Origin of the sequence: Alkalibaculum sporogenes (assembly GCF_009362815.1) — a bacterium.
GTDB lineage: Bacteria > Bacillota > Clostridia > Eubacteriales > Alkalibacteraceae > Alkalibaculum_A > Alkalibaculum_A sporogenes.
In genome coordinates, this window is sequence record NZ_WHNX01000014.1 from 62,193 (window position 1) to 85,546 (window position 23,354).

The following is a 23,354-nucleotide window of genomic DNA, read 5'->3' on the forward strand; positions in this document are numbered from 1 at the left end:
ATATATTTCATACTAAAAAAATAATATAGATTTATGCTGCTAATCCCTAGGGGAAGCTTATTATATTTTTTCAGTTTAAATACAAAACATTATAATGTCGCTTGGCTCCTCTGGATGACAGGGAAGAGTGAGATCTCACGTCGCTTGGCTCCAGATATAAAAATTAAGATTTAATTTATTGACATACAAATAACTGTAATGGTAATATAAAACATATAACTGAATACTAAGTCTTACAAGTTCCGTAAGGAATAATAGAGAAGTCCGGTTTGATTCCGGCGCGATCCCGTCACTGTGGTAGGGAGTGCTTCATCATTATGTCATTGAATCATTACTAAAATGATTTGAGAAGGCGATGAAGTGCGATGATCTTAAGTCAGGAGAACTGCTTGTTATGATACTTTTTTTGTGATTCTTACGGAAGATAAGGAGCATGTTTTTTATTGCTATTTTGCTGCCGTGAGGCAGCTTTTTTGTTATGTAGGAAGGTTTCTACTCACATAATAAAAGCGCTAGGGTATTGAAAAACCCTAAGTTAATGGATTAAATTAAAAATTGTTAATATCAGTAAATGTATCTTCTCCTTTCAGGTTAGATAAATTGGTCTTGCACCACTTCAAGACTTCATGATGAAAAAAAGCTAAGTTGGGCGATTAAGTACCTGTAAAAGTCGCGACACTCGCCAAGTGAAAGCAAGCTATTTAACTGCTCCGTTATTAAGGTACTAGCGAGAAAACATGTTTTGGGATGTCTAATTGTTCATGAAAAATAATATTCAGTAGGGGATTGAAAAAAATCTACTGAATAAAGTTTCACTTTATAGGATTTACATCTAGAAGAGAGCATGTAAAGAAAGAGGGGATAGATTTTTGAACAAGAAAGAAATCGGGCAAAGATTGTTGCAAATTATTGTCGTCCTATTTGGTGTAAGTTTTTTAACATTTAGCTTAACCTATCTAGCTCCTGGTGATCCTGCTTCTGCTATGTATGAAGCTAGTGGTATCATTCCTACACAAGAAATGTTAGAATCAGCACGTCTGTCCATGGGTTTGGACAAGCCATTTTTAATGCGTTATATTATATGGCTAACTAATTGTCTTCAAGGTGATTTCGGTACGTCATTTTTTATGCATAGGGAAGTAGTCGTTTTACTGATGGATCGCCTTATACCAACTATCCAATTGACTTTTTTTTCTTTACTAATAACTGTGATTGTATCTATACCTATGGGTATTTTAGCAGCAGTTTATAAAAATAAATTGCCAGATTATATTATTAGAGGGCTAACATTTTTTGGGATTTCAATGCCTGGTTTTTGGATAGGATTAATACTTTTATACATATTTGCTCTAAAACTTAATCTTTTACCAGTAATATCTAGTGGAATGGGATTTCAAAAAGTAATTTTACCAGCCATAACTTTGGCTATTGCCATGTCTGCTAAATATACTAGACAGGTAAGAACTGTTGTTCTAGAAGAATTAAATAAGGACTACATTATTGGAGCTAGGACTCGAGGTATTAAAGAAAGTGTTATCCTGATAAAGCACGCTTTGCCAAATTCTATGTTGCCATTAATTACGCTTTTAGGGCTTTCACTAGGCTCCCTATTAGCTGGAACTGCAGTAGTAGAGATTGTCTTTTCTTATCCAGGTCTAGGTAATTTAGCTGTTAGTGCTGTTTCAACTAGAGATTATCCTTTGATACAGGGATTTGTTTTATGGATATCTCTAATGTATATGATCATTAATCTTGTAGTTGACATATCCTACAATTTCTTTGATCCTCGTATAGGGAAAAAGGAGGTGGCTAAATGAAAATCGTAAACTTTGCGAAAGAAAATCGTGAATTTGTCATATTCAGCATTTTTGCATTGATTATCCTTCTAGTGGCAATATTTGCACCAGCATTAGCAACACATGATCCCTATGAGGCAGTATTAAATGATTCCTTACAAAGTCCAGGGAGAGAACATCTGCTAGGAACAGATGTATTGGGTAGAGATTTGTTTTCTCGTATTTTATATGGGACTAGCACTACTGTAAGTAGTTCCTTAATCCTTGTTGGAATTATTTTTGTAGTAGGAACAGCATTAGGTATGTTAGCAGGGTATTTTGGTGGTGTCATGGATATGATAATTATGCGTATATCGGATATTATGATATCATTTCCTGATTTAATATTGGCAATAGCTATAGCAGGTATTTTAGGATCTAGCCTTGGTAATGCAATAATAGCCATTACTGTAGTAAGTTGGACCAAGTACGCAAGGCTCGCTCGGAGCTTAGTTATTAAAATTATGCAATCAGATTACATATCAGCTGCCCGTTTGACTGGTTCGAAAACACCCCATATTCTCAAGAAATATTTATTTCCTAATATTTTGCCTACTTTGATTGTAACAGCAGCTACAGATATAGGAAGTATTATGTTACAACTTGCTTCACTTTCTTTTTTAGGCTTTGGTGCTCAACCTCCTACTCCAGAATGGGGTTTTATGTTAAGCGAAGGGCGCGAGTTTTTACAGAGGGCGCCTTGGCTTCTAATATTTCCAGGATTGGCAATTTTCATAGTTGTCATGGTTTTTAACTTATTAGGAGATAGTTTGAGAGATGTTTTAGATCCAGATACAAACAGAATAAACAAAAAATGTAGAAAGAAGGTAATAGAAAATGAATTTAAAAAAGATTGTAAAGGTATTCGCCGTAACAGCGCTTCTAATTGGGGTATTAAGTGGATGTGGAAATAGTAGTGAAGATAAACAAACAAGTTCAGATGCTGTATCGCCAGAAAAAAACCAGTTAAATGTAGCAACAGAACTTTTTTCTTACTCTTTAGATCCAGCTGTGGATTATGAAAGTTGGTTCGTTATGCGTTGGGGAACGGGAGAGACTCTCGTAAAATTTGCTGATGATTATTCTTTTGAGCCATGGCTTGCGGAGAGTTGGAATATAGCAGATGACAATCTTACTTGGACATTTGTATTAAAAGATGGCGTCAAATTTTCTAATGGAGAAGATATGACTGCATCAAAAGTTGTAGCTTCTATTGAAAAAATATATAAAGATACTGATCCTGCAAATGGAGGTACTGGTAATCCACAGGGTTTCTTTACATATTCTTCTTTAAGTGCTGACGACGAAGCTAATACGGTGACCATAGTTACAACGAAGCCAACTCCTGATCTTCCTGGATGTATGGCATACCCATGGATGATGATTACTAATGTAGATGAAAGCAGAAATCTTGCTACAGAGGGACCAATTGCAACAGGACCATATGTTATTGAATCTATGAGAGCAGATGCAGATATAAAACTAGTGAAAAATGAATTCTACTGGGATGGTGAAGTACCTTTTGAAACAGTTTCTATCCTGAAAGTACAGGAACCTTCTACTAGAAGTATGTCCCTGCAAGATGGGAGTGCAGATATGGCTATGAGTATTTCTGCTGCAGATAGAGAGACTTTAGCAAATCTAGGCGATTATAATATTAGTTCTGTATCAGGATCTCGTGTAGGCTATGCCCATGTAAATTTAGACGGCGTTCTGAGCAATGATACTTTACGTCATGCTATAACTATGGCTATTGACGGCAAAACTATAGCAGATATTACAACCAATGGTTCTTATACCTATGGATACGCAGTTATTCCCTCTATTTTAGATTTTGACTACGATAAATTGTCTTTTAAATACCATTTTGATGAAGCTAAAGCTACAAAACTTCTAGATGATGCTGGTATCGTTGATACTGATGGAGATGGAATCAGAGAATTAGACGGAAAAAATATCGTTTTAGATTACAAAGTAACGGCTAGCCGCCAAATGAATACAGTTGCAGAAGCACAAGCTACTCAATTGCAAAAAATAGGTATAGGAGTAAATGTATCCATTACTGAAACACAAGCGGATGTATTGATAAATGGAGATTTTGACTTAGCCGCCAGTAATGAGGTGACGACCCCTACTGGAGATCCTTCACAATTCCTAAACCACTGGTATTCAAAGAGTAATACAAATTATATTTCTTATACGAATCCAGAATACGATGGCATTTATGAAAAACTTATAATAGAATTTGATTTAGAAAAACGAAAAGAGTATATTGTTGAATTGCAACAATTACTTCTTGATGATTCTGTAGCTTTAGTATATGGATATTACAATTATAATTTATGCTCTACTTCAGCTATAGAAGGAGCATATTGTCCAACATCAGACTTCTATTGGGTAACTAAAGATGTTAAACCCACAAAGTAATAAGGGCAAATACATACTTGAAATTAATAACATCACAGTACAATATAATGAGAATTCTCCATGTGTAAAAGATTTTTCACTTACTATGAAATCAGGTGAAATTGTAAGTATTGTTGGTGAAAGTGGTAGCGGAAAAACTACAGTAATAAGATCCCTTTTAGGTGCTTTGCCTGAAGGCGGAAGGGTTGAAGAAGGAGATATAGTCTTTGAGGGAGAATCCCTCTTAGACAAATCGCCTGAAGAATGGAGAAAATTAAGAGGTACAAAAATATCTATGATTTTTCAGGATTCTGGAGCTATGATCAACCCTATAAGAAAAATAGGCAGTCAATTTGTTGAATATATTCGAACTCATGAAAATATATTAAAAAAGGATGCATGGCAAAAAGGCGTGATTATGCTGGAGAAGATGCGTCTTCCTAATGGAGAAAATATCATGAATAGTTATCCATTCCAATTAAGTGGAGGTATGAGGCAACGAGTTGGAATTGCTATGGCAATGGTATTTCAACCTAAATTACTACTGGCTGACGAGCCAACTAGTGCACTAGATGTCACAACGCAAGCACAGATTGTTCGTCAGATGGTTGAATTGAGAGAAGTCCACAATACAGGTATTATTATCGTTACCCATAATCTCGGTGTAGCTTCGTATATGTCAGATAAGATTGTTGTCATGCAATCGGGAAAAGTTGTAGAAACTGGCAATAAAGAAGAAATAATTTACAATCCTAAGCATACTTATACAAAAAAATTATTAGAGGCAGTTCCAAAACTGGAGGGAAAACGGTATGTCTGAAGAGGCTATCTTAGAAGCGCGATATCTAACTCGTAAATTTAAAACAGCAGATAGCCGTGTACTTACTGCTGTAGATAATGTAAATCTTAAAATATATAAGGGAAAGACCTTAGGAATTGTTGGGGAAAGCGGCTGTGGCAAAAGTACTCTCATGAGAATGTTAGTACAATTAGATACACCAACGGAAGGTCAAATTATCTACCGTGGCAAAGATATTACAGATTCCAAGGGAAAGAGCTTAAGAGAAAATCATAGGCGAATACAGATGGTATTTCAAGACCCTATGGCTTCTTTTAATCCAAGGATGAAAGTTTTGGATATTATAAGTGAACCGTTACTTAATTATAAATTAATCAAAAAAAATGAAAGAAAGAATATTGCTAAGAAGTATTTAAAAATGGTCGATCTACCAGAAGAGTTTATGGATAAATATCCCCAAAATATGAGCGGAGGGCAGAGGCAAAGAGTAGGCATAGCTCGGGCTCTCACACTAGAACCAGAAGTGATATTATGCGATGAAGCTACCTGCTCACTTGATGTATCTGTACAGGATCACATTATAAAATTGCTTGTAAAATTACAAAGAGAAAAAGATATCGCAATGGCTTTTATTTGTCATGATGTAGCATTGGTTCAATCCTTGGCTCACAAACTAGCCATTATGTATTTAGGAAATATTGTAGAACTTATATCAGGAGATAAAATCAATAAAGAAGCAAAACATCCTTATACTAAGGCTTTGATTGGATCAATATTTGATATAGGTGTAGATCAAAACACACAAATAGAAACTATTGAAAGTGAAGCGCCTAGTCCATTGGACCTACCACAAGGCTGTAGCTTCCAAAATCGTTGTCCACATTGTAAAGAAATATGTACTATTAAAAAGCCTGAATTATCAAAATTAAAAGGTGAGCATTATGTCGCATGTCACCTATATGGATAGATCAAAATCAATACTAAAATTAGCCTTACCATTAATGATCTCAAATCTATTGCAACAAATGTACAATATGGTAGATGCTATTATTGTAGGTAGATATGTAAATGCACATGCACTAGCTGCAGTTGGCACTAGTGGTTACATTATATTAATTCTAACTTATTTTTTTATTGGTTTATCTGTTGGTGCTAGTATCGTAGCGGCACAGGCCTATGGAGCAGGGAGAAAAGAAGAATTAAATAGAACCGTACATACTACAATAGGATTTAGTCTGATATCTGGTGTTTTCCTAACGATTATAGGGATTATGCTATCCCCTATATTTTTGGAATGGATGAACGTTCCAAAGGAAGTTATGCCTTACGCTTTGACTTATTTGAGATTTTATTTTTACAGCATGATTCCCATGCTTATTTATAATATGGGCAGTGGATTAATGCGGGCTTTAGGAAATACAAAGGTTACTCTATATTGCCTCGCGGCTTCAGGTATATTAAATATCCTATTGAGTATCATTTTTGTAAAGGTTCTGTCAATGGGCGTAGCAGGTGCAGCCCTTGCCACTATATTAGCTCAGATACTATCTGCGGTTATGATTATTTATATTCTGATGAACATAGAGCCTTCTTATCGTCTATCACTACGGAAGATCCGTATATGTAGGAAAGAACTCAAGATGATAATTCGTATTGGTGCTCCAACGGGTCTGCAATCTGTAGTGCAGAGTTTTTCCAATACATTTATTCAAGCAAAATTGAATTTGTTTGGGGCAGATTTTATGGCAGGCATTACTGCTTCCGTAAAAATAGAAGGGCTTATCTATATGCCAATTGAAGGATTTGCCATGGCAGGTTCTACCCTGGCTGGTCAAAGTACTGGAGCAGGAGATAAAGATTCTGTAAAAGATATTTCTCATAAGACCCTTTGGATGACCAGTATGGTAACAATACTTATTTGTAGTATATTATTTATATTTGCGCCAAAGTGGATTGGGATTTTTGCACAAGAAGAAAGGGTAATTAATTACGGTACAGATATGATGCGCTTTATTGTTCCTTTGTACTTTATTTATGGTATCAATCAAGTTGTAGGGGGAATTATTCGCGGCTGTGGTCAGGCAAAGATACCAATGACTATTACACTAATCTGTTATTGTGGGTTTAGAATATTATGGTCTAGTTTGATTTTGAATTTTATAAATGAACCTTGGGGGATATACTTATGTTATCCATTATCGTGGATATTTGCAGTTATAGCCTATAGCGTATATTATAAAAAGGGAAATTGGTTAACGACAATGATTATTAAAGAAAGGGTAGATATAGATGAATATTGACAAAGTAATAGCAGGACAAAAGGAATTGGGTTTTATCAAGATAGAAGGTACAGATGTAGAATTACCCATTACCGTTGTGGTAGGTCATGAGGAAGGTAAAACTCTTTTAATAACAGGTGGAGTTCACAGTGCAGAGTATGTAGGAATTCAGGCAGCTATCGAACTAGCTCAAGAAATCCGTCCTGAGCAAATAAAGGGTCGAGTGATTATTGCACCATTACTTAATGTTACAGGTTTTGCCCATCGAACAATGAGCCTAGTGTATGAAGATCAAAAAAATCTAAATCGTGAATTTCCAGGGAATATGGAGGGAACTTTAACAGATAAAATTGCTGCCACTGTAGTTAAGGAATTGCATAATAGAGCGGACTATTACATAGATTTACATTGTGGCGATGGATATGAGACTTTGACCCCCTATGTTTATTATCCTGGAATGGCTGCTGATGAAGTAGTCGAGAAATCTCTTGAGATGGCAAAATGCGTCAATGCACCTTATAGAGTCAAGTCAGGGGTTGCCAGTGGTGGATCGTATAACTATGCTGGAAGTTGCGGTATACCAAGTATATTACTAGAGCGTGGACAGTATGGAATATGGGAAGAACAAGAAGTTGTAGAAGATAAAGAAGATGTTTATCGAATTATGAATATGCTAGGTATCAGTAATTTAGATACGGCAGAATATTCAGCGGAACAAAGGGAAGTAGTAGATGTGCGCTACCCACAAGTGCCAATAAGTGGTTGCTGGTATCCAATATATATAGTAGGGGATACATTTAAAGATGGTGATCTCTTAGGCACTATAAAAGATTATTTTGGTAAAACACTATACGAATTTTATGCGGATATGGACGGAGTACTATTATATCAAGTTGCCAGTCTCACAGTGATCAAAGGTGGTTCTTTAGTAGCATATGGACGTGTAGAAAAAGAAAGGGATAGATAGTTGGTAAACTAAAATCTGATTGTTGTATATATGCGAAACACAAAAAAACAGCATGGAAAAAGTTCTATGCTGTTAAATGTATTAAAGTATATATTTCATCATAGTAAGTCCCGTCTATTGGTTAGAAAAACGAATTGTTTGCGTTCAAGAAGTTATAATAGTATCATTAAGTAGATTATGACTCAGTTTATTAAATCGAAAATATAGTAGAATAACTATAAGTATCCAACTGATATTATATGCTGCATAGATTACTCTCATATCATGCCATAATGGTAACACTGCCATACAAAAGGTTACCCGAAAGATGCAATAGAATAAAAGCGAGGTTATCATAGGATGCGAAGTATCACCAAGTCCTCGAATACCCCCGATGTATACTTGATTTATTCCGTATAAAAAATAAAAAGGAAAAATAAATAGGATAGCTTGCCTTCCGCTTTCTATTACTGCTTGATTATTTGTAAAAACCTTCAGCACAGGTTCTGAACAGAAGATTAACAAAATGCTCATACTAATTGAAAAAAAAACTGTTGTTATCACTGCAAGAAACATTCCTCGATGTATTCTATCTTCTTTATGTGCCCCCATGTTTTGCCCCACAAATCCTGTGACGGCCATTCCAAAGGAAAAAAGTGGATAATACAAAAATCCTTCTATACGTGCATATAGGATCATTCCTGCCACAGCGACTGTGCCAAAGGAATTAATAGAAGTCTGAATGACTAAAGATGAAATGCTCATAAATATAGCCTGCATACCGGATGGAAGTCCTTTGGATAATAACTCTTTATAAACATCTTGTTGTAAACTTATCACTGATATGGATAGAGCATATCTTTTATCCATTCTGAACAGTTTATAAACAAGCAGTAGGGCGGATAACCACTGTGACAAAACTGTTGCTAGTGCCGCACCTGTAATCCCCATATTCCAGCCTGCGACCAACCAGAAATTTAGTATTAGATTTGTCGTGGACGATAGAACAAGATACCACAAAGAAGAACGAGTATTGCCTAATGATCGAAGTATAGCTGCTCCGATATTGAATAAAAGTTGTGGTACCATTCCCCAAAAACAGATATGTAGAAATCTCTGAGCTAAGGGATAGATTTCACCCGGTGTCTGTAGCCATGCCAAGAAATAATCTGTACCTATCAGTCCTGCTGCGGTCATCACAATACCTGCTACTATACAAAGAAGTATAGAGGTAGATATATTATCTCTAAGCTTATCATACTCCTTTGCTCCAAATAGCTGTGAAGTCAATACACTTATCCCAGTAGAAATCCCAATGAAAAAATTTATAATTACTGATAAAAGCAAGCTTGAGATTCCTACAGCGGCTAATGCATTTACTCCTACATACTGACCTATAAGTGCTGCGTCAGCCACACTATAAAACTGCTGCAATATCTGACAAGTAAGTATGGGCATTGTATAAATAAAGAGCATCTTGCCAATGGGGCCTTCGGTCATGGACAGTTCTGTTTGTCTAGAAATTTTACTCCCCATCTATATACCTCCAAAAATCCAACAGAATTCTTATAACATCTTAAAATTATTATATCATCCGTAGATTTCATCTGGTATATTAGGTTTTTTATATTCTATGACATAAAAAATATTTATATCATAGAATATTATGCTATGTCAGATTTACATTTTCCTCATTGAGAGCTTTCTCGACAAAAGAAAGAAGATCTTTTCCCATAGGAGTTAGGGGCTCCATTCTGGCTTTTAGATATCCAAACATAACCTTTTCCTCAAATCCCGAGATGGTAATGCGCTGAAAATCATACTGTCGATATACGTCTCTAAGCCAGTAGCTACCAAGATTACATAAATTTGTATGTTTGAGCATTTGAATCATCACATGATTGCTGTTGGTCACCATGACACGCTCTAACATATTCCCATTAACCTGATTTGGCATCAAACTTTCTAACATATCATTTATAGTAAAATAATCTTCCTCCAATTGAGCGAAAGGAAGACTCAAGAGTTCTTGGGGCAGGATAGACGTCCTGCCATATAGTGGATTCTCTTTTCCAACATATAGAACCATATCCGTCATCACTAAGGGAATGAATTCCAGATGCTTCCTCTCCAGAATTTGAGATAACGCCCTTCGTTTATTCTCGGCCACAAAAACAAATCCTAGTTCATATTTTCTGTCATGGAGCATCTCAATCATCTGTTCAGCACCACACTCTGTATAGCGAAAATGGATTCCAGATGAGTTGATTTTTTGGTAAAACTGTGAAAAGAGAACGGCCATATTGCTACTGGGATTGGTAGCAATGCTAAATGTTATCTGATCGCTCATGCGTCCAGACTCTGAAATTAAATTTACATTTTTCAGTACATTTATAGCATAATCATAAATTCTTCTGCCACACTCTGTTAGTTCAACGCCTTTAGATTTTCGAATAAACAGCTTTACCCCCAGATCTTTTTCCAATGCACGGATTGCCATACTGACATTAGGTTGTGTCGTATACAATATCTCTGCTGCTCTGGTTAATGAATTTTGCTCTGCACATACCTGAAAATACTGCAGTTGTTTTAATTCCATAATATTCACCAGCCCTTGCGATATTTGTGATGTTCTATTTTTATTATAGCATGGTGTCTATTTTAAACAAAAAATTCATTAGCAAACTTCACAACCGACATGTATTTATAACAGTAAATTGAAATCAATTGTATTTACGATACGGAGATTTAGAATAAAAAAAAGGAATAATGACGATTAACGACGCTCTTAACATTTTACCAGAGATACCAAAGATAAAAATTTTGATACCCATAGAAATAAACTAATATTTATAATTGCATCATTTTAACTTTTTTTATAACGATTATAAGTACTATTATTTTTTTTATTATTTAATTACTATAAAAATCCTCAATACTACCAATATGCCAGTTACTCTTAATATCATCTTCTCCGAGTTTATGTATGTAAGTCATTTTGTTTTCATTAACAATAACTTTTGAAAGATAATCTACATTAGTAGATGTGGTTTCCCATAGATCATTGTATTTATTAATTCTAAAAACAATATAGTTTTCGTCGACGTTGATTTCCTCTACTTCATATTCTTCTTCAGATGCTTTGTCATAACCAAATCCAACGGCAGTTATGCCATCTTGGTAAATCATGTAAGAGTCCTGTTGTTCATCGTTTATCCATGTGTTATTTTGTACGTGATCTAAAAGTTCTTTCTTCTTGATTTCATCTTCCTTTGCCTTATCTTCATTTTGATTATCTACATTTGGTTCATCTTCTTTGATATTATTATCTTTTGCATCAGAAGGTGTTTCATCAATATCGTTATTAACTTCAATAGATGGTTTGTTTTCCTGATCTTGTGAACTTACATTTGAATCATTAGTACATGCAGTAATACTTATAAGTAATATGCATATAAAAAGTATAATTAGTTTTTTCATGTTTTCCTCCGAATTATTGAATTTCTAATATATTGATTGCAATAAGCATTATTTATATTAACATATTAATAGTAATTAAGTAAATACATGCAGCAGATGACTGCTGTTTGAGCATGGGCGAAGGACATAGATCCCACGTCGCAAAGCTCCTATGGATGACTGAGAAAAGAGTACTAAAAATAGAAAAAATGACCCAAACTCACTGCTAAGTCATCCAGAGCGAAACGCAGGATCTAAGACCGTAGAGGTACTCCCAAAAGATTAGCAAAGTATTCATTGAGAATGGGCATTAAGACTTAAGATCCCACGTCGCAAAGCTCCTCTGGATGACTGAGAAAATTAAATAACATATATTTAACTTGTAAGTAATACTACTATAACCTACATTGAGTATAGTATTAATATATAGATTTAATAGTAATTTGTATTAATACTAATAAAAGGAGATGAAGGTTGCATGTTGATGTATATTAACAAAAAAGGAGTTGCTTTCACTTTATCATTTGTATTATTTGCAATTATAGTATGCTCTGTAGCAAATTATTTGATTTAACATTAGAAAGTAATTGTGTGATTTTGTAGTCTTTTAAATTTATAAAGTTCAATTATTTGAAATAATATCTTAGAATAATATTTTGAGGTTTGTTATTTATATTTAGGATCTCTGCAATAATAAGTTGTACAATTTATTCAATGACGTTATTTATAGAATTATATAATCTATAGTGGAGATACTAAAACAAGTTCATTTTATATAAAAACGGATTTAAATGAGTAAGATAAATTACTTAAAAAATGGAGGTACAAAATGAATCTACAAAATATTAATGATAGCGTAGTTTTTAATGAAAATAGTTTTACTAAAAAGATAGTTTATAAAGATGACAAAGTGTTAATCTTTGTATTAAATTTCAAAGTTGATCAAGCACTACCACCTCATAAACATGAAGAATCGACGGTTTCTTTACTCGTGCTATCAGGGGCTGGGGAAATTAGAATTAATGATGAGGTAAAAGAATTAGTACAAGGAATGTTTTTAACAGCAAAAGGACAAGATGATTTTGAGATCCCAAGAGTTACTAAGGATTTGTCTGTTCTCGTTACTATAAGCCCAATCCCAGCTAATGATATCTATGCAAAAGAAAGATAGTATATAATAAAATATCAAGAGTTGGATATAGAATTACAGTATAGTTAATGGCACGAAGTTTTGTGAATTTAGCTATTTAATAAATAATTATGAGGAGGATAGGGGTAAAAAGCTATTCTCTTTTTTAATTGAGTAGGGAGTACTACTTTTCTACTCAATTAAAAAATAAAGGCTTACGGGGGAATTATTCGCCTATCGTATTCAGGAGGGTGCTCAGGTTGTTCTTGTGATACCTGCTTTCTTTTAATGTATAAATGGTCGGAATGTGTTAACATAGTGTATAATTTACATAAGTAATATTTTATATTTTACATCAAAGGAGAGAACATGAAAAAACTTATAAAATTTATTTTATTAATAATATTAGCAATAATTTCTGCACTTTCAATTCTAATACTTCTTTCAATTGCCTATGAGAAATACTATATGACAATATATCATTCAAAAGAGATTATTTGCATTGTCAACAATAGCTTTGTGTATATGTCATTAGCAGTTATATCAATTTTCATATTTATATTGAGATTGTATTTTCCTAAATTATTTTTTAAAGAGGAATCCATTGAAGGTGGGAATTTTATCGGTAATTTCTTTAATAAGGTGGATTCTTTTATTAGTCAGAATAAAAAAGCTTTCTTGATTATATTTCCTTTAATAATTCTAATGGGATTTTTATTGTCTGTACAAAAGTATAGTGTGTTTTATGAGGATGAGATCAAAGTGTTTAATATCTTCAAACAAGATAAAACTTATGAATTCAAAGATGTTGATTCATATACTATTGAAATAGCAGGATTGTTTAACAATGGAGGCAATTCAATGAAGTTACATATGAACGATGGTGTAGACGTAGAGGTATTTGGACAAATTGCCATTACTAGTGATGAGTTTGATAATAAATATAATACATATGGTTATAACGTGTATGTGGATAAATCATTATTGAACTTAGGGAAAGAAAAAGTCATAAAAGATAAAGAACAGATATTAGAAGACAGTGATTATTATGATGAACCTCATAGATCTCATATTCGATCTTTGGTTGGGGAAGAATAGGAGGCCAACAATGAAGAAATTTGCTGTTTTTATAATTCTGGTAATTACAATATTTATACTTACCGCCTGTAAAGATGATTTAAGTCTAAATAATAATGGAATGCCTTTTCATGATTTTAAAGATGATGATATAAAGGGGGTAAAATTATTTGTAGTTCCACCAGAGGTTGAAGTATCACTTTCTAAAGAACAGAAAACTCAATTGGTCGATATACTTAATAATATAGTCATCGATAAAAAGGTTTCATTTAAGGAGGATAAATACGTTGGTCAGCTCGTTCATATACAAATAGTAAAATCAGATGACAGTGTACTTATCATTAAAGCGTTTGGTTCATATCTTTTTATTGACGATGTTTGGTATGATGCGCAATATGAACATTGTGAAGAACTCAATCAGTTTAGCAACGAGATAATAAATGATATATAATAGGTAGTCTGTTGCTAAGTAATGTGGCTTTTGAAAACTATAATGAATATTTTACAGTAAAACAATTGCATTGCTGTTAACATTATTAAGGAAAGTATAAAAAATTAAATGCGGGTCGCTGTGGGCAGCGACCCCTAGTTTATGAGACCCTACGTTTATGAGACCCTGCATTTATGAGACCTCTACATTGGGAGGTGTTATTGATTTAGGCGAAAAACATTAGACATATCATTTTATATGTTGCAATAAATCTAAAAAATATTAATTGGGGAAGTCGATAGTGGAAGGTTGAAGATTACATAAAAAAGACGTTGAGAGTTTTTAGAATGTTGTCCAGACATAGTAATAAATTAAGAATATCTAAAATCATGTACATATTTATATACTAATTTTAGTTTGTGAATATCTACATCATTTGGAGAATAGATAACTTTATCTGTAGAAAAAATGTAGTTGTTTTTTTCGAATATATTGAGTAGTTTTTGAGCATATGCTAAAGACTCAATGTCAGATCCATATTTTAGCAAATGGATAGGATAAAATCCACTAACAGTATTAGTTGAATTCATTTTTTCTTTAACAATACAAGGAATATCTTCTTCAAAATTGAATATTACATTGGGAGATGCTATATCAAATATTTTATCTAATAATCTCTCAACTTTACCTTCTAACAGAATCAATATAATAAAATCCTCTGACAAGAGTTTGTCTATTAGTAGCTTAAAAGAAGGAAAGAAGAAAGTTGTAAAGTCATTTACACTTAATATGCTGGGAATATGAAGTGGCATGATTAACCAATTATTTTGATTTGCTTTTCGAGCAATAACTGCCTTTTCATAGAGTAAATCAACTAATAAAAGCGCAGCTTCTTTCACCAAATCTGGGCAATTATGCAAATCTAGCAACAAATTTTTTGTACCTCTGAGATAATCTCCAAATACATCTAAAGGTGTTGGTATTATAGTTAAATATTTGTTAGCAATATGATGTTTATTGTGTAGTGTGTTTTGAGCATTTATATAAGAGTTTATCTTTTTGCTATATAATTGATATGCATTAACAATACTTTTATGATCAACATATCGATACAATCTAGGAATTGCTTTTTCGTTAATAAATTTAAAAGGGTCATTTATAAATTCTATGTATTCCACTCTTGACATTAATTCTATAAATTTTCTTTGATATACATCGTTTTCAAATCGGATCCATCCTTTGTGACCTAATACTTCATTAATTTGAGGTATAAATCCAAAAAAGCCTATTGTAAAATTACAGTAAAAATCTTCTACTATTCTTATATTTGATTTGATATGCAGTTCAGTTTCATCTAAATATTCCTCACCCAAAGCATCTAGGTAGCTTTTATTCCATAAAGGATCTGAGAGCAAAAATTGTGGGACTTTTTTTGAAGGCTTAAAATCCCCTTTTATGAAGTGTAATGTATCAATATCCATATATTCTCCCTCATAAAAAATCATATTTTTGTTTCTGCATTTAGGGTTATATGTTCTCCATGAATATAAAATTCATTATAGCTAAGTATGCTATTTTTTTCTAATGAGTATATCTGTTGAGATATGAGAAAAACATATTCTTCGTTTAACTTCAAATGTTTTCTTACTTCATCATTTGGTTTAACTATTTCAATACTTATTTTTTTCTTAATTTGAAAATGTAATCTGTTGCTCTCCATTATATCATGAAAGTTTGCGAATTTAATGACATCTTCTACAATAGGATTTCCTTTTTCATAAGGTAAGTAGACGACGATAAATTCGATTGGTTTTTTATTGCAATAGGTAACCTTTCTAATCCTGATTATCCTATCTAGGGGACCTAACATCAAATGGGTCATCAGTTTTTTATTTGGCTCCACAACCTTTACGTCAAGTAAACTCACTTCATCTATTTTACATTTTAAGTTCTCTATTTCATCAAATTGCAGCTCATATTGTTTTCCTGTCGGTTTGCATACATAATTACCCTTACCAGGTATGGTATATATATATCCTTCGTTAACAAGAAGAGCAAAACTTTTCCTCAAAGTAGTACGGCTTACTCCATAGGAATTTGCCATCTCTGTTTCAGGTTGTAGTAAATCACCAGGTTGGATAACTCCATTTAGTATCTTGTTTTTAATATCATCTACTATATCTACATATAAAACGCCCATATTTTCTCCTTGCTAATCCTTTATCCCGCACTAACAGGCACTAAGGCTCCCGTCGTAGGTTGCGGGCTTCTAGCTTCTTTCAGTCGATACAAGCCTCGCCAACCCTGACTGGGGAGATACCATTCAATTTCTCTTTCCTTGCAGTCTAGATAAATTGGGTATCGCTCCCGTCGTAGGTTACGGGCTTCTAGCTTCTTTCAGTCGCTACAAGCCTCGCCAACCCTGACCAGGGAGATACCATTCAATTTCTCTTTCCTTGCAGTCTAGATAAATTGGGTATCGCTCCCGTCGTAGGTTGCGGGCTTCTAGCTTCTTTCAGTCGCTACAAGCCTCGCCAACCCTGACCGGGGAGATACCATTCAATTTCTCTTTCCTTGCAGTCTAGATAAATTGGGTATCGCTCCCACTTCAAGATTTCCAGTGGGGGATTAAGTGCCTGTAAAAGCCCGATTGGTTCGACTAATATTCAGTAGGGGATGATGAAAACCCCTATTGAATAAAGTTTCACTGTATACCCATCCATGATTTACAAATGTTAACACCTTCAGAGGCATCCATTGTAAATGAATCAGCTCCAACATATTCAAACAACTTATTATTAACTGATGCTCCCCCTACAATGATTTTCACCTGACTTCTTAGGTTACTTTCATCGATGCAGTCAATTATTCTCTTTATATTGGCCCCCATCATAGACAACACACCGCTAATTCCTATAATATCTGGTTTTTCTTCTTTGATTACTTGAACAAATTTTTCAGCGGATACATCTACGCCTAAGTCAATAGTTTCAAAACCAGCAGAATTCAACATGCTTATAAAAATGTCTTTTCCAACATCGTGTATATCTTCAAATACTGTGCCAACAGCTACTTTTCCTAAATACTTTCTATCATTTAATGTATGAAAAGACATACCCTCGATTTTTAAAGTCTGTTTGATTAATTCCCCAGCTACTATTAAATCAGCAATATAGTATTCACCTGTTTCATACTTCTTACCTACAAGCTCAAGTCCAAGATTTAAATTATTTTGAATATCATAAACAGTTTTTCCTTGTTGAAGGGCTTCTCGAATTGTATGAAACAATAATTCCTCATTTAGTTCTTCCATAGCTCTAATGATATCATTTTTCATTCGGATATCTCCTTAAAATAATTTCACAATATAATTATACTAAAAATTATGATACTGCGTAAAGGGAAACTTACGAAGTGAGTTTCTCTTGCTTAAGAGGTTCTAAGTAACAAAAAATTAAATATTAGGTTGGAGATTAAAATATCCAACCTAATATTTATTGTTAATTAGTTTTAAAACATTTTTTTACTTATTCTATCTATTGCTGCACTAGTTTCCTCATATACTCCTGGGAATGAAGCTATATTTAAACCTTGACTTAAGTTTGGAATAAAATATAGTTTTCCGCATTCTTTACATGCGATTTCTACGTATTTTTCAATTTCTTCAGGTGACCAGTTAGGATGATCGACTTTACCACTATCGATATCTCCCATGAATGAAATTTTTCCACCGTATTTCTTAATCAATTCAGGAACATTGTTTGTAGTCATAGCACCTTGCCAAATATCTACTCCCATTTCGATCATAAATGGAACAAGGGTAGCTGCGTAAGAATCACTGTGGTGAACAATCAGTTCTACTCCATTTTCTTTCCAGAATCCATATACCTTTTTATATGCTGGTAATAAGAATTCTTCAAACATGGCAGGAGAAACAAATGTAGAAATTTGGCTACCCCAATCGTCATGATGAAAAAGTGCATCTGGATGAATGTGATCGATTACTTCTTTAGCATATGCTAACTCATATTCAACGACGTAATCAATAAGTTCTTGCATTGATTCTGGTTCTTCATACAAACTCATTAATGCATCTTCAATACCCATAAGGTGATGAGTCATTTCAAAGATACCAGGTGCACAAAAAGCAGTAACAAATTTATCATTACGATCAACAGAATTTGCATGTTCAATTGCTGGTGCCCATTCTTCTTCAGTATAGAAAACAGAAGGCGCTTTTACAGATTCTTTCCAATTTGTAACGTCTTTTAATACTTTGTGCTCATCATCATGTACAGGAAAAGAACCGATTTGACCTTCTGGCCAACTAAAAGTAATTCCCCATTTATTCTTAACAACTGTACCTGGACCTGGTGCTAATGGAAGATCCATTGGGGCTTCCATTATTAGCTCCATAAATTCATACTGATTTACAAATCTATCTGGGTTTCCACCTTTAATTGTTTCCATTAAATTTTGTCTTATTGTTAACATATATTATATACCTCCTTATTTTTAGATAAGTTTTTAGGCTGTTACTAATTCTTTAGATTTTACAGCAGCACTACCTGCATCAGGAGCATAACCATCTGCGCCAATTTCAGCTGCATATTCAGGAGTTACAGGTGCACCACCAACGATAACTTTAAATCCAGTTAATCCACTAGCTTTAATAGTTTCTACTGCCTCTTTAAGTGCTGGCATTGTAGTTGTAAGAAGACCAGAGCATGCAACTAAAGTTACATTTTCATTTGCTTTTATTGCATCAACAAATCCATTTGCTGGTACGTCAACTCCAAGGTCAACCATGTTAAATCCTGCACTTTCAATCATCATTGATACAAGATTTTTACCGATATCGTGTAAGTCTCCTGCAACTGTACCTATAACGCATGTACCTAATGAAGACGCGCCGTCACTAGCCATAAGAGGCTTAAGAACTTCAACACCTTTTGACATCGCTTTTGCTGCTATAAGCATTTCTGGTACGAAAATTTCCCCTGTAGAGAATTTGTCTCCTACGACACCCATTGAGTCAACCATAGCTTGTAAAATATCTTCTGCAGCATTTCCTTGATCTAATGCTTCCTGTACTAAACCTGGAACTAGTTTAGTTTTACCTGCTTCTACCTTAGCTTTTACTTCTGCAATCTTTGACATTAATAACGCCTCCTATTATTAAAGATATAGTTCAATTAATTTAAAACCTTTATTTACAAGTTTTGTCCTGCATTAACAGGCACTAAGACTCCCGCTTCAAGATTTCAAGATAATAAAGAAAGATAAGTGGGAGTTAAGTGTCTGTAAAAGCCCGATTGGTTCTACTAATACTCAGTAGGGTATGAAGAAAACCCCTTCTGAATAAAGTTTCACTTTACTTTCCTGTATGTTTCTATGTATTAGATAGCATCCAAATCTTTCATAGTTTTCAGCAGATTAATCACCTCCTAAAAGTTTTTAATTTATTGCAAACTATGATCTAGCTAAGAAAAAAGATTTGGAGCAACATGTGTGTACATGTACACATTTATAATATAATAAGATTCACAAATTGTCAATACTGTAAATCAGATAATATTTAAAATATGAGAATAGGAATTTTAAAGATTACTCATAAATGTAGGGTCACATAAACGTAGTGGTCGCTGCCCACAGCGACCTGAATTTATTTTTTTATATCAATATAATTGTATTTTTTTAAATCCTACTTACTTTAAATCATTTTCATAATAATCTATTAAAGCGAATTTGTGATAGATCAATGTCATATGCAGCAAATTGATCTACTCCTAACTAAGCTTAATAGTTCTCTTCCTATATTAAGAAATCACCCTGTTTTTCTACAGGGTGATTGAGTGAATTTTAAAACAATAATTATTTTTATTGTAGTATATGTTTATGTATATTTACTCTTTTTATAACCATAGATATTTTATAATCATCATCTTGAAGCATTCGGACATTGTCTAATTTTACTTCTAACGAGCTTATAATTTTAGCGTATTATAGTCTTTTTCTAAAATACAGGAACAACTGAACCATTGTATTTTTCTTCGATAAATTGTTTTACTTTATCGGATTTTAATGCTTCTACAAGAGCTTGTAACTTTTCATTGTTTTCATTGCCTTCTCTTACTACAAGTATATTTGCATATGTAGTTGCAGACAATGATTCTTTTTCTTCTTTTACTAATGCATCGGTATTTACATTTAAGTTTGAAAGTAATGCATAATTTCCGTTAATTACTCCTAAATCTACATCTTGTAATGTTCTCGGTACTTGTGCTGCTTCTATTTCAAGTACTTGATAATTATTAGGATTATAGGTAATATCGTTTATTGTCGCTGTTAAACCTGCATTTGGATCAATTTTAATCAGTCCTGCTGTTTCTAGTAGCAATAATGCTCTGGCTTCATTTGTTGGATCATTAGGTACTGCTATTGTTGCGCCTTCTTCTAAATCTGCTAATGATGTTGTCTTACCAGGATATATTCCAAGTGGTTCATAATGTATAGTTGCTATTGTCACAAGTTTTGTATTATTGTTTTCATTAAAATCATCTAAATATGGTTGATGTTGAAAGTAATTTGCATCTAAATTTCCACTGTCTACTGTTAAGTTTGGTTGTACGAAGTCTGTAAATTCAACAATTTCCAAAGTGTACCCATTTTCTTCTAACTCTTCTCTTGCTAACTCGAGTATCTCAGAATGCGGTGTAGGAGATGCTCCTATTTTAATTATTTTATCATCTGTGTTGGAACAACCAGCAAATGAAAATATTGCAATTAGTGTAATCAATAATAATATAATCATTTTTTTCATTAATGTTTCCCCCTTATTTTCTTTTATCTTGTTTATTTGCAGTTCTCATTCCGATTTCTTGTAATAGTTGAACTACTAATACCAATAATACTACAGTTACAATCATTATATCTGTCTGACCTCTATGATAGCCATATCGAATAGCAATATCGCCAAGACCACCACCGCCAACAATTCCTGCCATAGCAGAATAACCAAGTACTGTCGTAGTTATAATGGCGTAGCCTATAATCAAAGATGGTTTTGCTTCTGTTATCATTACCCTACATATAATTTGAAAAGGTGATGCTCCCATAGATAATGCTGCCTCAATAACACCTTTGTCGACTTCTTTAATAGATGATTCTACCATTCTTGCAATAAAGGGTGCTGCACTTATTACTAAAGGTACAATTGTTGCTGTAGAACCGTATGTAGTTCCTATTACAAATCGAGTAAATGGCATTACTGTGATTAGTAATATTAAGAACGGGATAGATCTTGTAATGTTAATAATCGAATTTAGTGGCGAATTTAACCACTTAGCTGGAAGTATACTTCCTTTTTCTGTGACTACAACTAGTATGCCTAGAGGGAGTCCAATGAGATAAGCGATAAATGTACCTACTAGAGTCATATAGAGGGTTTCTAATAAACCTAATGAAATCATAGTCATTATTGTACTATTCCACATAATTATCCACCTCTTCTACAGCTAAATTTCTTGAGTGCAGATACCTTACAACTTTATCTGCAAGTACTTCATCACTAGGTAATTGGATTACCATTTGTCCAAATGCTTTTCCTTCGATATCTTTCATATCAGCAAAAAGAATATTGATAGGTGTTTTGCATGCGAGAATCATCTGAGAAATCACAGGATCGTATGATGAACTACCGTCAAAGACGATACGACAACACCTTTTTGACAGATATTCTTCAACTCTTGTCCCCTGAGGGTACACAAGTCTTTGAGCTGGTGCTGTCTTGGGGTGAGTGAATATATCTTGCACTCTTCCTGTTTCAGCTATTTTACTCTCATCAATAATTGCAACATGTGAACATATTTCCTCTATTACTGCCATTTCATGAGTAATAATAACGATAGTAATGTTTAAAGTTTTGTTGATATCTTTTAATAACTCTAATATGGATCTTGTAGTATTGGGATCTAGGGCTGATGTTGCTTCATCACATAATAATACCTTCGGATTAGTAGAGAGTGCCCGAGCTATGGCAACCCGCTGTTTTTGACCACCACTAAGTTGTGAAGGATAGGCATTTTCTTTGTCTTTAAGCCCGACTAATTCTAATAATTCTTTTGCTCTAATTTTTGAATCTGATTTGCTTACTCCTGATATTTCTAAGGGAAAACAGATGTTTTCTATTACAGTTTTTTGCATTAATAAATTAAACTGCTGAAAAATCATTCCCATAGTACGTCTTAATTCTCTTAGACGCTTATTATTAAGAGTAGCTAGATTTTTATTGTCAACAATAACTGTGCCTTCTGTAGGAACCTCTAAGAAGTTAATACAACGGACTAAAGTACTTTTGCCAGCACCACTCATCCCAATAATACCAAAAATATCTCCTTTATGAATGGTAAGATTGATATTATCTAATGCTTTTATTTCTCCATCTTTTGTAGTGAAGGTTTTAGTTAGATCGACAATTTCAATAATTTTTTCTTTCATATGTGCTCCTATAATCGTATTTAACTCATAGAAATCCTCTCGTTTTTTCATGCGAGCATGAAAAATGATTTTATTTCTGTGAGCCAATCTGTTGCAGATTAACCTCAACCCTTTCAGGGCTTCGGTCGTTGGCACTTGTTCACTTGAGTATGTACAACAGAGCAGTAAAACGACATGAAGTTTGTGAACTGGTCAACTGTTTTGAATCTTATCATGAAAATAGTATACGTCATTTAATAATAATTGTAAACACTTTATTATAATTCTTATATGTTTTATTGGTTTTATTGAATGAGAAGTGTGAATTAATCTCTTGTTAACAAGTAAAAGCTCCTACGAAAAATAATGTAGGCGCTTTTACTTGTCTTATCTTGATGAAGATTACTCTGAGGATATGGTCGCTGTGGGCAGCGACCCCTAGTTTGCGAGGCATGATACCGAGCTGATGGTTTGAAAGAAAACCTGCCACCTAGCTAATGGGAAGGCAAGCTGTAA

General features: G+C 33.7%; 21 protein-coding genes and 1 riboswitch. Of the genes, 10 read left to right on the forward strand and 11 right to left on the reverse strand.

Annotation, left to right across the window (positions count from 1 at the left end; translation table 11 throughout):
* Window positions 1–220 precede the first annotated feature (220 nt).
* A riboswitch (cobalamin riboswitch) is annotated at window positions 221–407 on the forward strand.
* 462 nt (window positions 408–869) lie between these two features.
* Genes nikB through GC105_RS10240 form a run of 7 tightly spaced genes read left to right on the forward strand, consistent with a single transcriptional unit; the run spans window position 870 to window position 8,286 of the window.
* Entirely contained in the window at window positions 870–1,817 is a 948-nt protein-coding gene (nikB, locus tag GC105_RS10210) for a nickel ABC transporter permease (RefSeq protein WP_152804393.1), read from the forward strand.
* Window positions 1,814–2,749: a nickel transporter permease gene (gene nikC, locus GC105_RS10215; protein ID WP_152804395.1), complete on the forward strand. Its 936-nt coding sequence runs from the start codon at window positions 1,814–1,816 to the stop codon at window positions 2,747–2,749. The genes nikB and nikC overlap by 4 nt, the downstream gene beginning before the upstream one ends.
* Window positions 2,673–4,262: an ABC transporter substrate-binding protein gene (locus GC105_RS10220; RefSeq protein ID WP_152804397.1), complete on the forward strand. Its 1,590-nt coding sequence runs from the start codon at window positions 2,673–2,675 to the stop codon at window positions 4,260–4,262. The genes nikC and GC105_RS10220 overlap by 77 nt, the downstream gene beginning before the upstream one ends.
* Window positions 4,243–5,061 carry an ABC transporter ATP-binding protein gene (locus GC105_RS10225; RefSeq protein WP_152804399.1) on the forward strand — a complete coding sequence of 273 codons (819 nt, stop codon included), beginning with the start codon at window positions 4,243–4,245 and terminating at the stop codon, window positions 5,059–5,061. Before GC105_RS10220 ends, GC105_RS10225 begins: the two co-directional genes overlap by 20 nt.
* Window positions 5,054–6,007 (forward strand): ABC transporter ATP-binding protein, encoded by a 954-nt coding sequence (locus tag GC105_RS10230; RefSeq protein WP_152804401.1) that lies wholly within the window; start codon window positions 5,054–5,056, stop codon window positions 6,005–6,007. The genes GC105_RS10225 and GC105_RS10230 overlap by 8 nt, the downstream gene beginning before the upstream one ends.
* Window positions 6,000–7,340: an MATE family efflux transporter gene (locus GC105_RS10235; protein WP_193708372.1), complete on the forward strand. Its 1,341-nt coding sequence runs from the start codon at window positions 6,000–6,002 to the stop codon at window positions 7,338–7,340. Before GC105_RS10230 ends, GC105_RS10235 begins: the two co-directional genes overlap by 8 nt.
* Window positions 7,330–8,286 carry a M14 family metallopeptidase gene (locus GC105_RS10240; protein ID WP_152804405.1) on the forward strand — a complete coding sequence of 319 codons (957 nt, stop codon included), beginning with the start codon at window positions 7,330–7,332 and terminating at the stop codon, window positions 8,284–8,286. Before GC105_RS10235 ends, GC105_RS10240 begins: the two co-directional genes overlap by 11 nt.
* Before the next feature lie 144 nt (window positions 8,287–8,430).
* Here GC105_RS10240 and GC105_RS10245 read toward each other — a convergent pair whose 3' ends face one another.
* From GC105_RS10245 to GC105_RS10255, 3 genes are all read right to left on the reverse strand, one after another.
* The gene (locus GC105_RS10245) at window positions 8,431–9,801 is read right to left on the reverse strand and encodes an MATE family efflux transporter (RefSeq protein ID WP_152804407.1); all 1,371 of its coding nucleotides are present in this window, start codon (window positions 9,799–9,801) and stop codon (window positions 8,431–8,433) included.
* Between the two features lie 133 nt (window positions 9,802–9,934).
* Entirely contained in the window at window positions 9,935–10,864 is a 930-nt protein-coding gene (locus tag GC105_RS10250) for a LysR family transcriptional regulator (RefSeq protein WP_152804409.1), read from the reverse strand.
* Between the two features lie 314 nt (window positions 10,865–11,178).
* Complete coding sequence (locus GC105_RS10255; RefSeq protein WP_152804411.1) at window positions 11,179–11,745, reverse strand: hypothetical protein; 567 nt, start codon at window positions 11,743–11,745, stop codon at window positions 11,179–11,181.
* Between the two features lie 808 nt (window positions 11,746–12,553).
* On the opposite strand from GC105_RS10255, the gene GC105_RS10260 reads away from it, so the two are divergent.
* From GC105_RS10260 to GC105_RS10270, 3 genes are all read left to right on the forward strand, one after another.
* Window positions 12,554–12,895, forward strand: coding sequence for a cupin domain-containing protein (locus GC105_RS10260; RefSeq protein WP_152804413.1), 342 nt, complete (start codon window positions 12,554–12,556; stop codon window positions 12,893–12,895).
* Window positions 12,896–13,222: 327 nt separating this feature from the next.
* On the forward strand, window positions 13,223–13,951 hold the full coding sequence (locus GC105_RS10265; protein WP_152804415.1) for a hypothetical protein: 729 nt from the start codon (window positions 13,223–13,225) through the stop codon (window positions 13,949–13,951).
* A gap of 10 nt (window positions 13,952–13,961) precedes the next feature.
* Window positions 13,962–14,381, forward strand: coding sequence for a hypothetical protein (locus GC105_RS10270; RefSeq protein WP_152804417.1), 420 nt, complete (start codon window positions 13,962–13,964; stop codon window positions 14,379–14,381).
* Window positions 14,382–14,731: 350 nt separating this feature from the next.
* On the opposite strand, the gene GC105_RS10275 is transcribed toward GC105_RS10270, so the two are convergent.
* From GC105_RS10275 to GC105_RS10310, 8 genes are all read right to left on the reverse strand, one after another.
* A complete protein-coding gene (locus tag GC105_RS10275; RefSeq protein ID WP_152804419.1) occupies window positions 14,732–15,841 on the reverse strand; it encodes a uroporphyrinogen decarboxylase/cobalamine-independent methonine synthase family protein in 1,110 nt (369 codons plus the stop codon).
* A gap of 20 nt (window positions 15,842–15,861) precedes the next feature.
* Window positions 15,862–16,560 carry a GntR family transcriptional regulator gene (locus tag GC105_RS10280; RefSeq protein WP_152804422.1) on the reverse strand — a complete coding sequence of 233 codons (699 nt, stop codon included), beginning with the start codon at window positions 16,558–16,560 and terminating at the stop codon, window positions 15,862–15,864.
* A 504-nt stretch (window positions 16,561–17,064) separates the two neighbouring features.
* Window positions 17,065–17,697 carry a cobalamin B12-binding domain-containing protein gene (locus tag GC105_RS10285; RefSeq protein WP_152804424.1) on the reverse strand — a complete coding sequence of 211 codons (633 nt, stop codon included), beginning with the start codon at window positions 17,695–17,697 and terminating at the stop codon, window positions 17,065–17,067.
* 173 nt (window positions 17,698–17,870) lie between these two features.
* Entirely contained in the window at window positions 17,871–18,854 is a 984-nt protein-coding gene (locus GC105_RS10290) for a uroporphyrinogen decarboxylase family protein (RefSeq protein ID WP_152804426.1), read from the reverse strand.
* Between the two features lie 33 nt (window positions 18,855–18,887).
* Window positions 18,888–19,520: a corrinoid protein gene (locus GC105_RS10295; RefSeq protein ID WP_152804428.1), complete on the reverse strand. Its 633-nt coding sequence runs from the start codon at window positions 19,518–19,520 to the stop codon at window positions 18,888–18,890.
* Window positions 19,521–20,376: 856 nt separating this feature from the next.
* Entirely contained in the window at window positions 20,377–21,183 is an 807-nt protein-coding gene (locus GC105_RS10300) for a MetQ/NlpA family ABC transporter substrate-binding protein (protein ID WP_152804430.1), read from the reverse strand.
* Between the two features lie 13 nt (window positions 21,184–21,196).
* Window positions 21,197–21,856 (reverse strand): methionine ABC transporter permease, encoded by a 660-nt coding sequence (locus tag GC105_RS10305; protein WP_152804432.1) that lies wholly within the window; start codon window positions 21,854–21,856, stop codon window positions 21,197–21,199.
* The gene (locus GC105_RS10310) at window positions 21,846–22,859 is read right to left on the reverse strand and encodes a methionine ABC transporter ATP-binding protein (protein WP_152804434.1); all 1,014 of its coding nucleotides are present in this window, start codon (window positions 22,857–22,859) and stop codon (window positions 21,846–21,848) included. The genes GC105_RS10305 and GC105_RS10310 overlap by 11 nt, the downstream gene beginning before the upstream one ends.
* Window positions 22,860–23,354 lie beyond the last annotated feature (495 nt).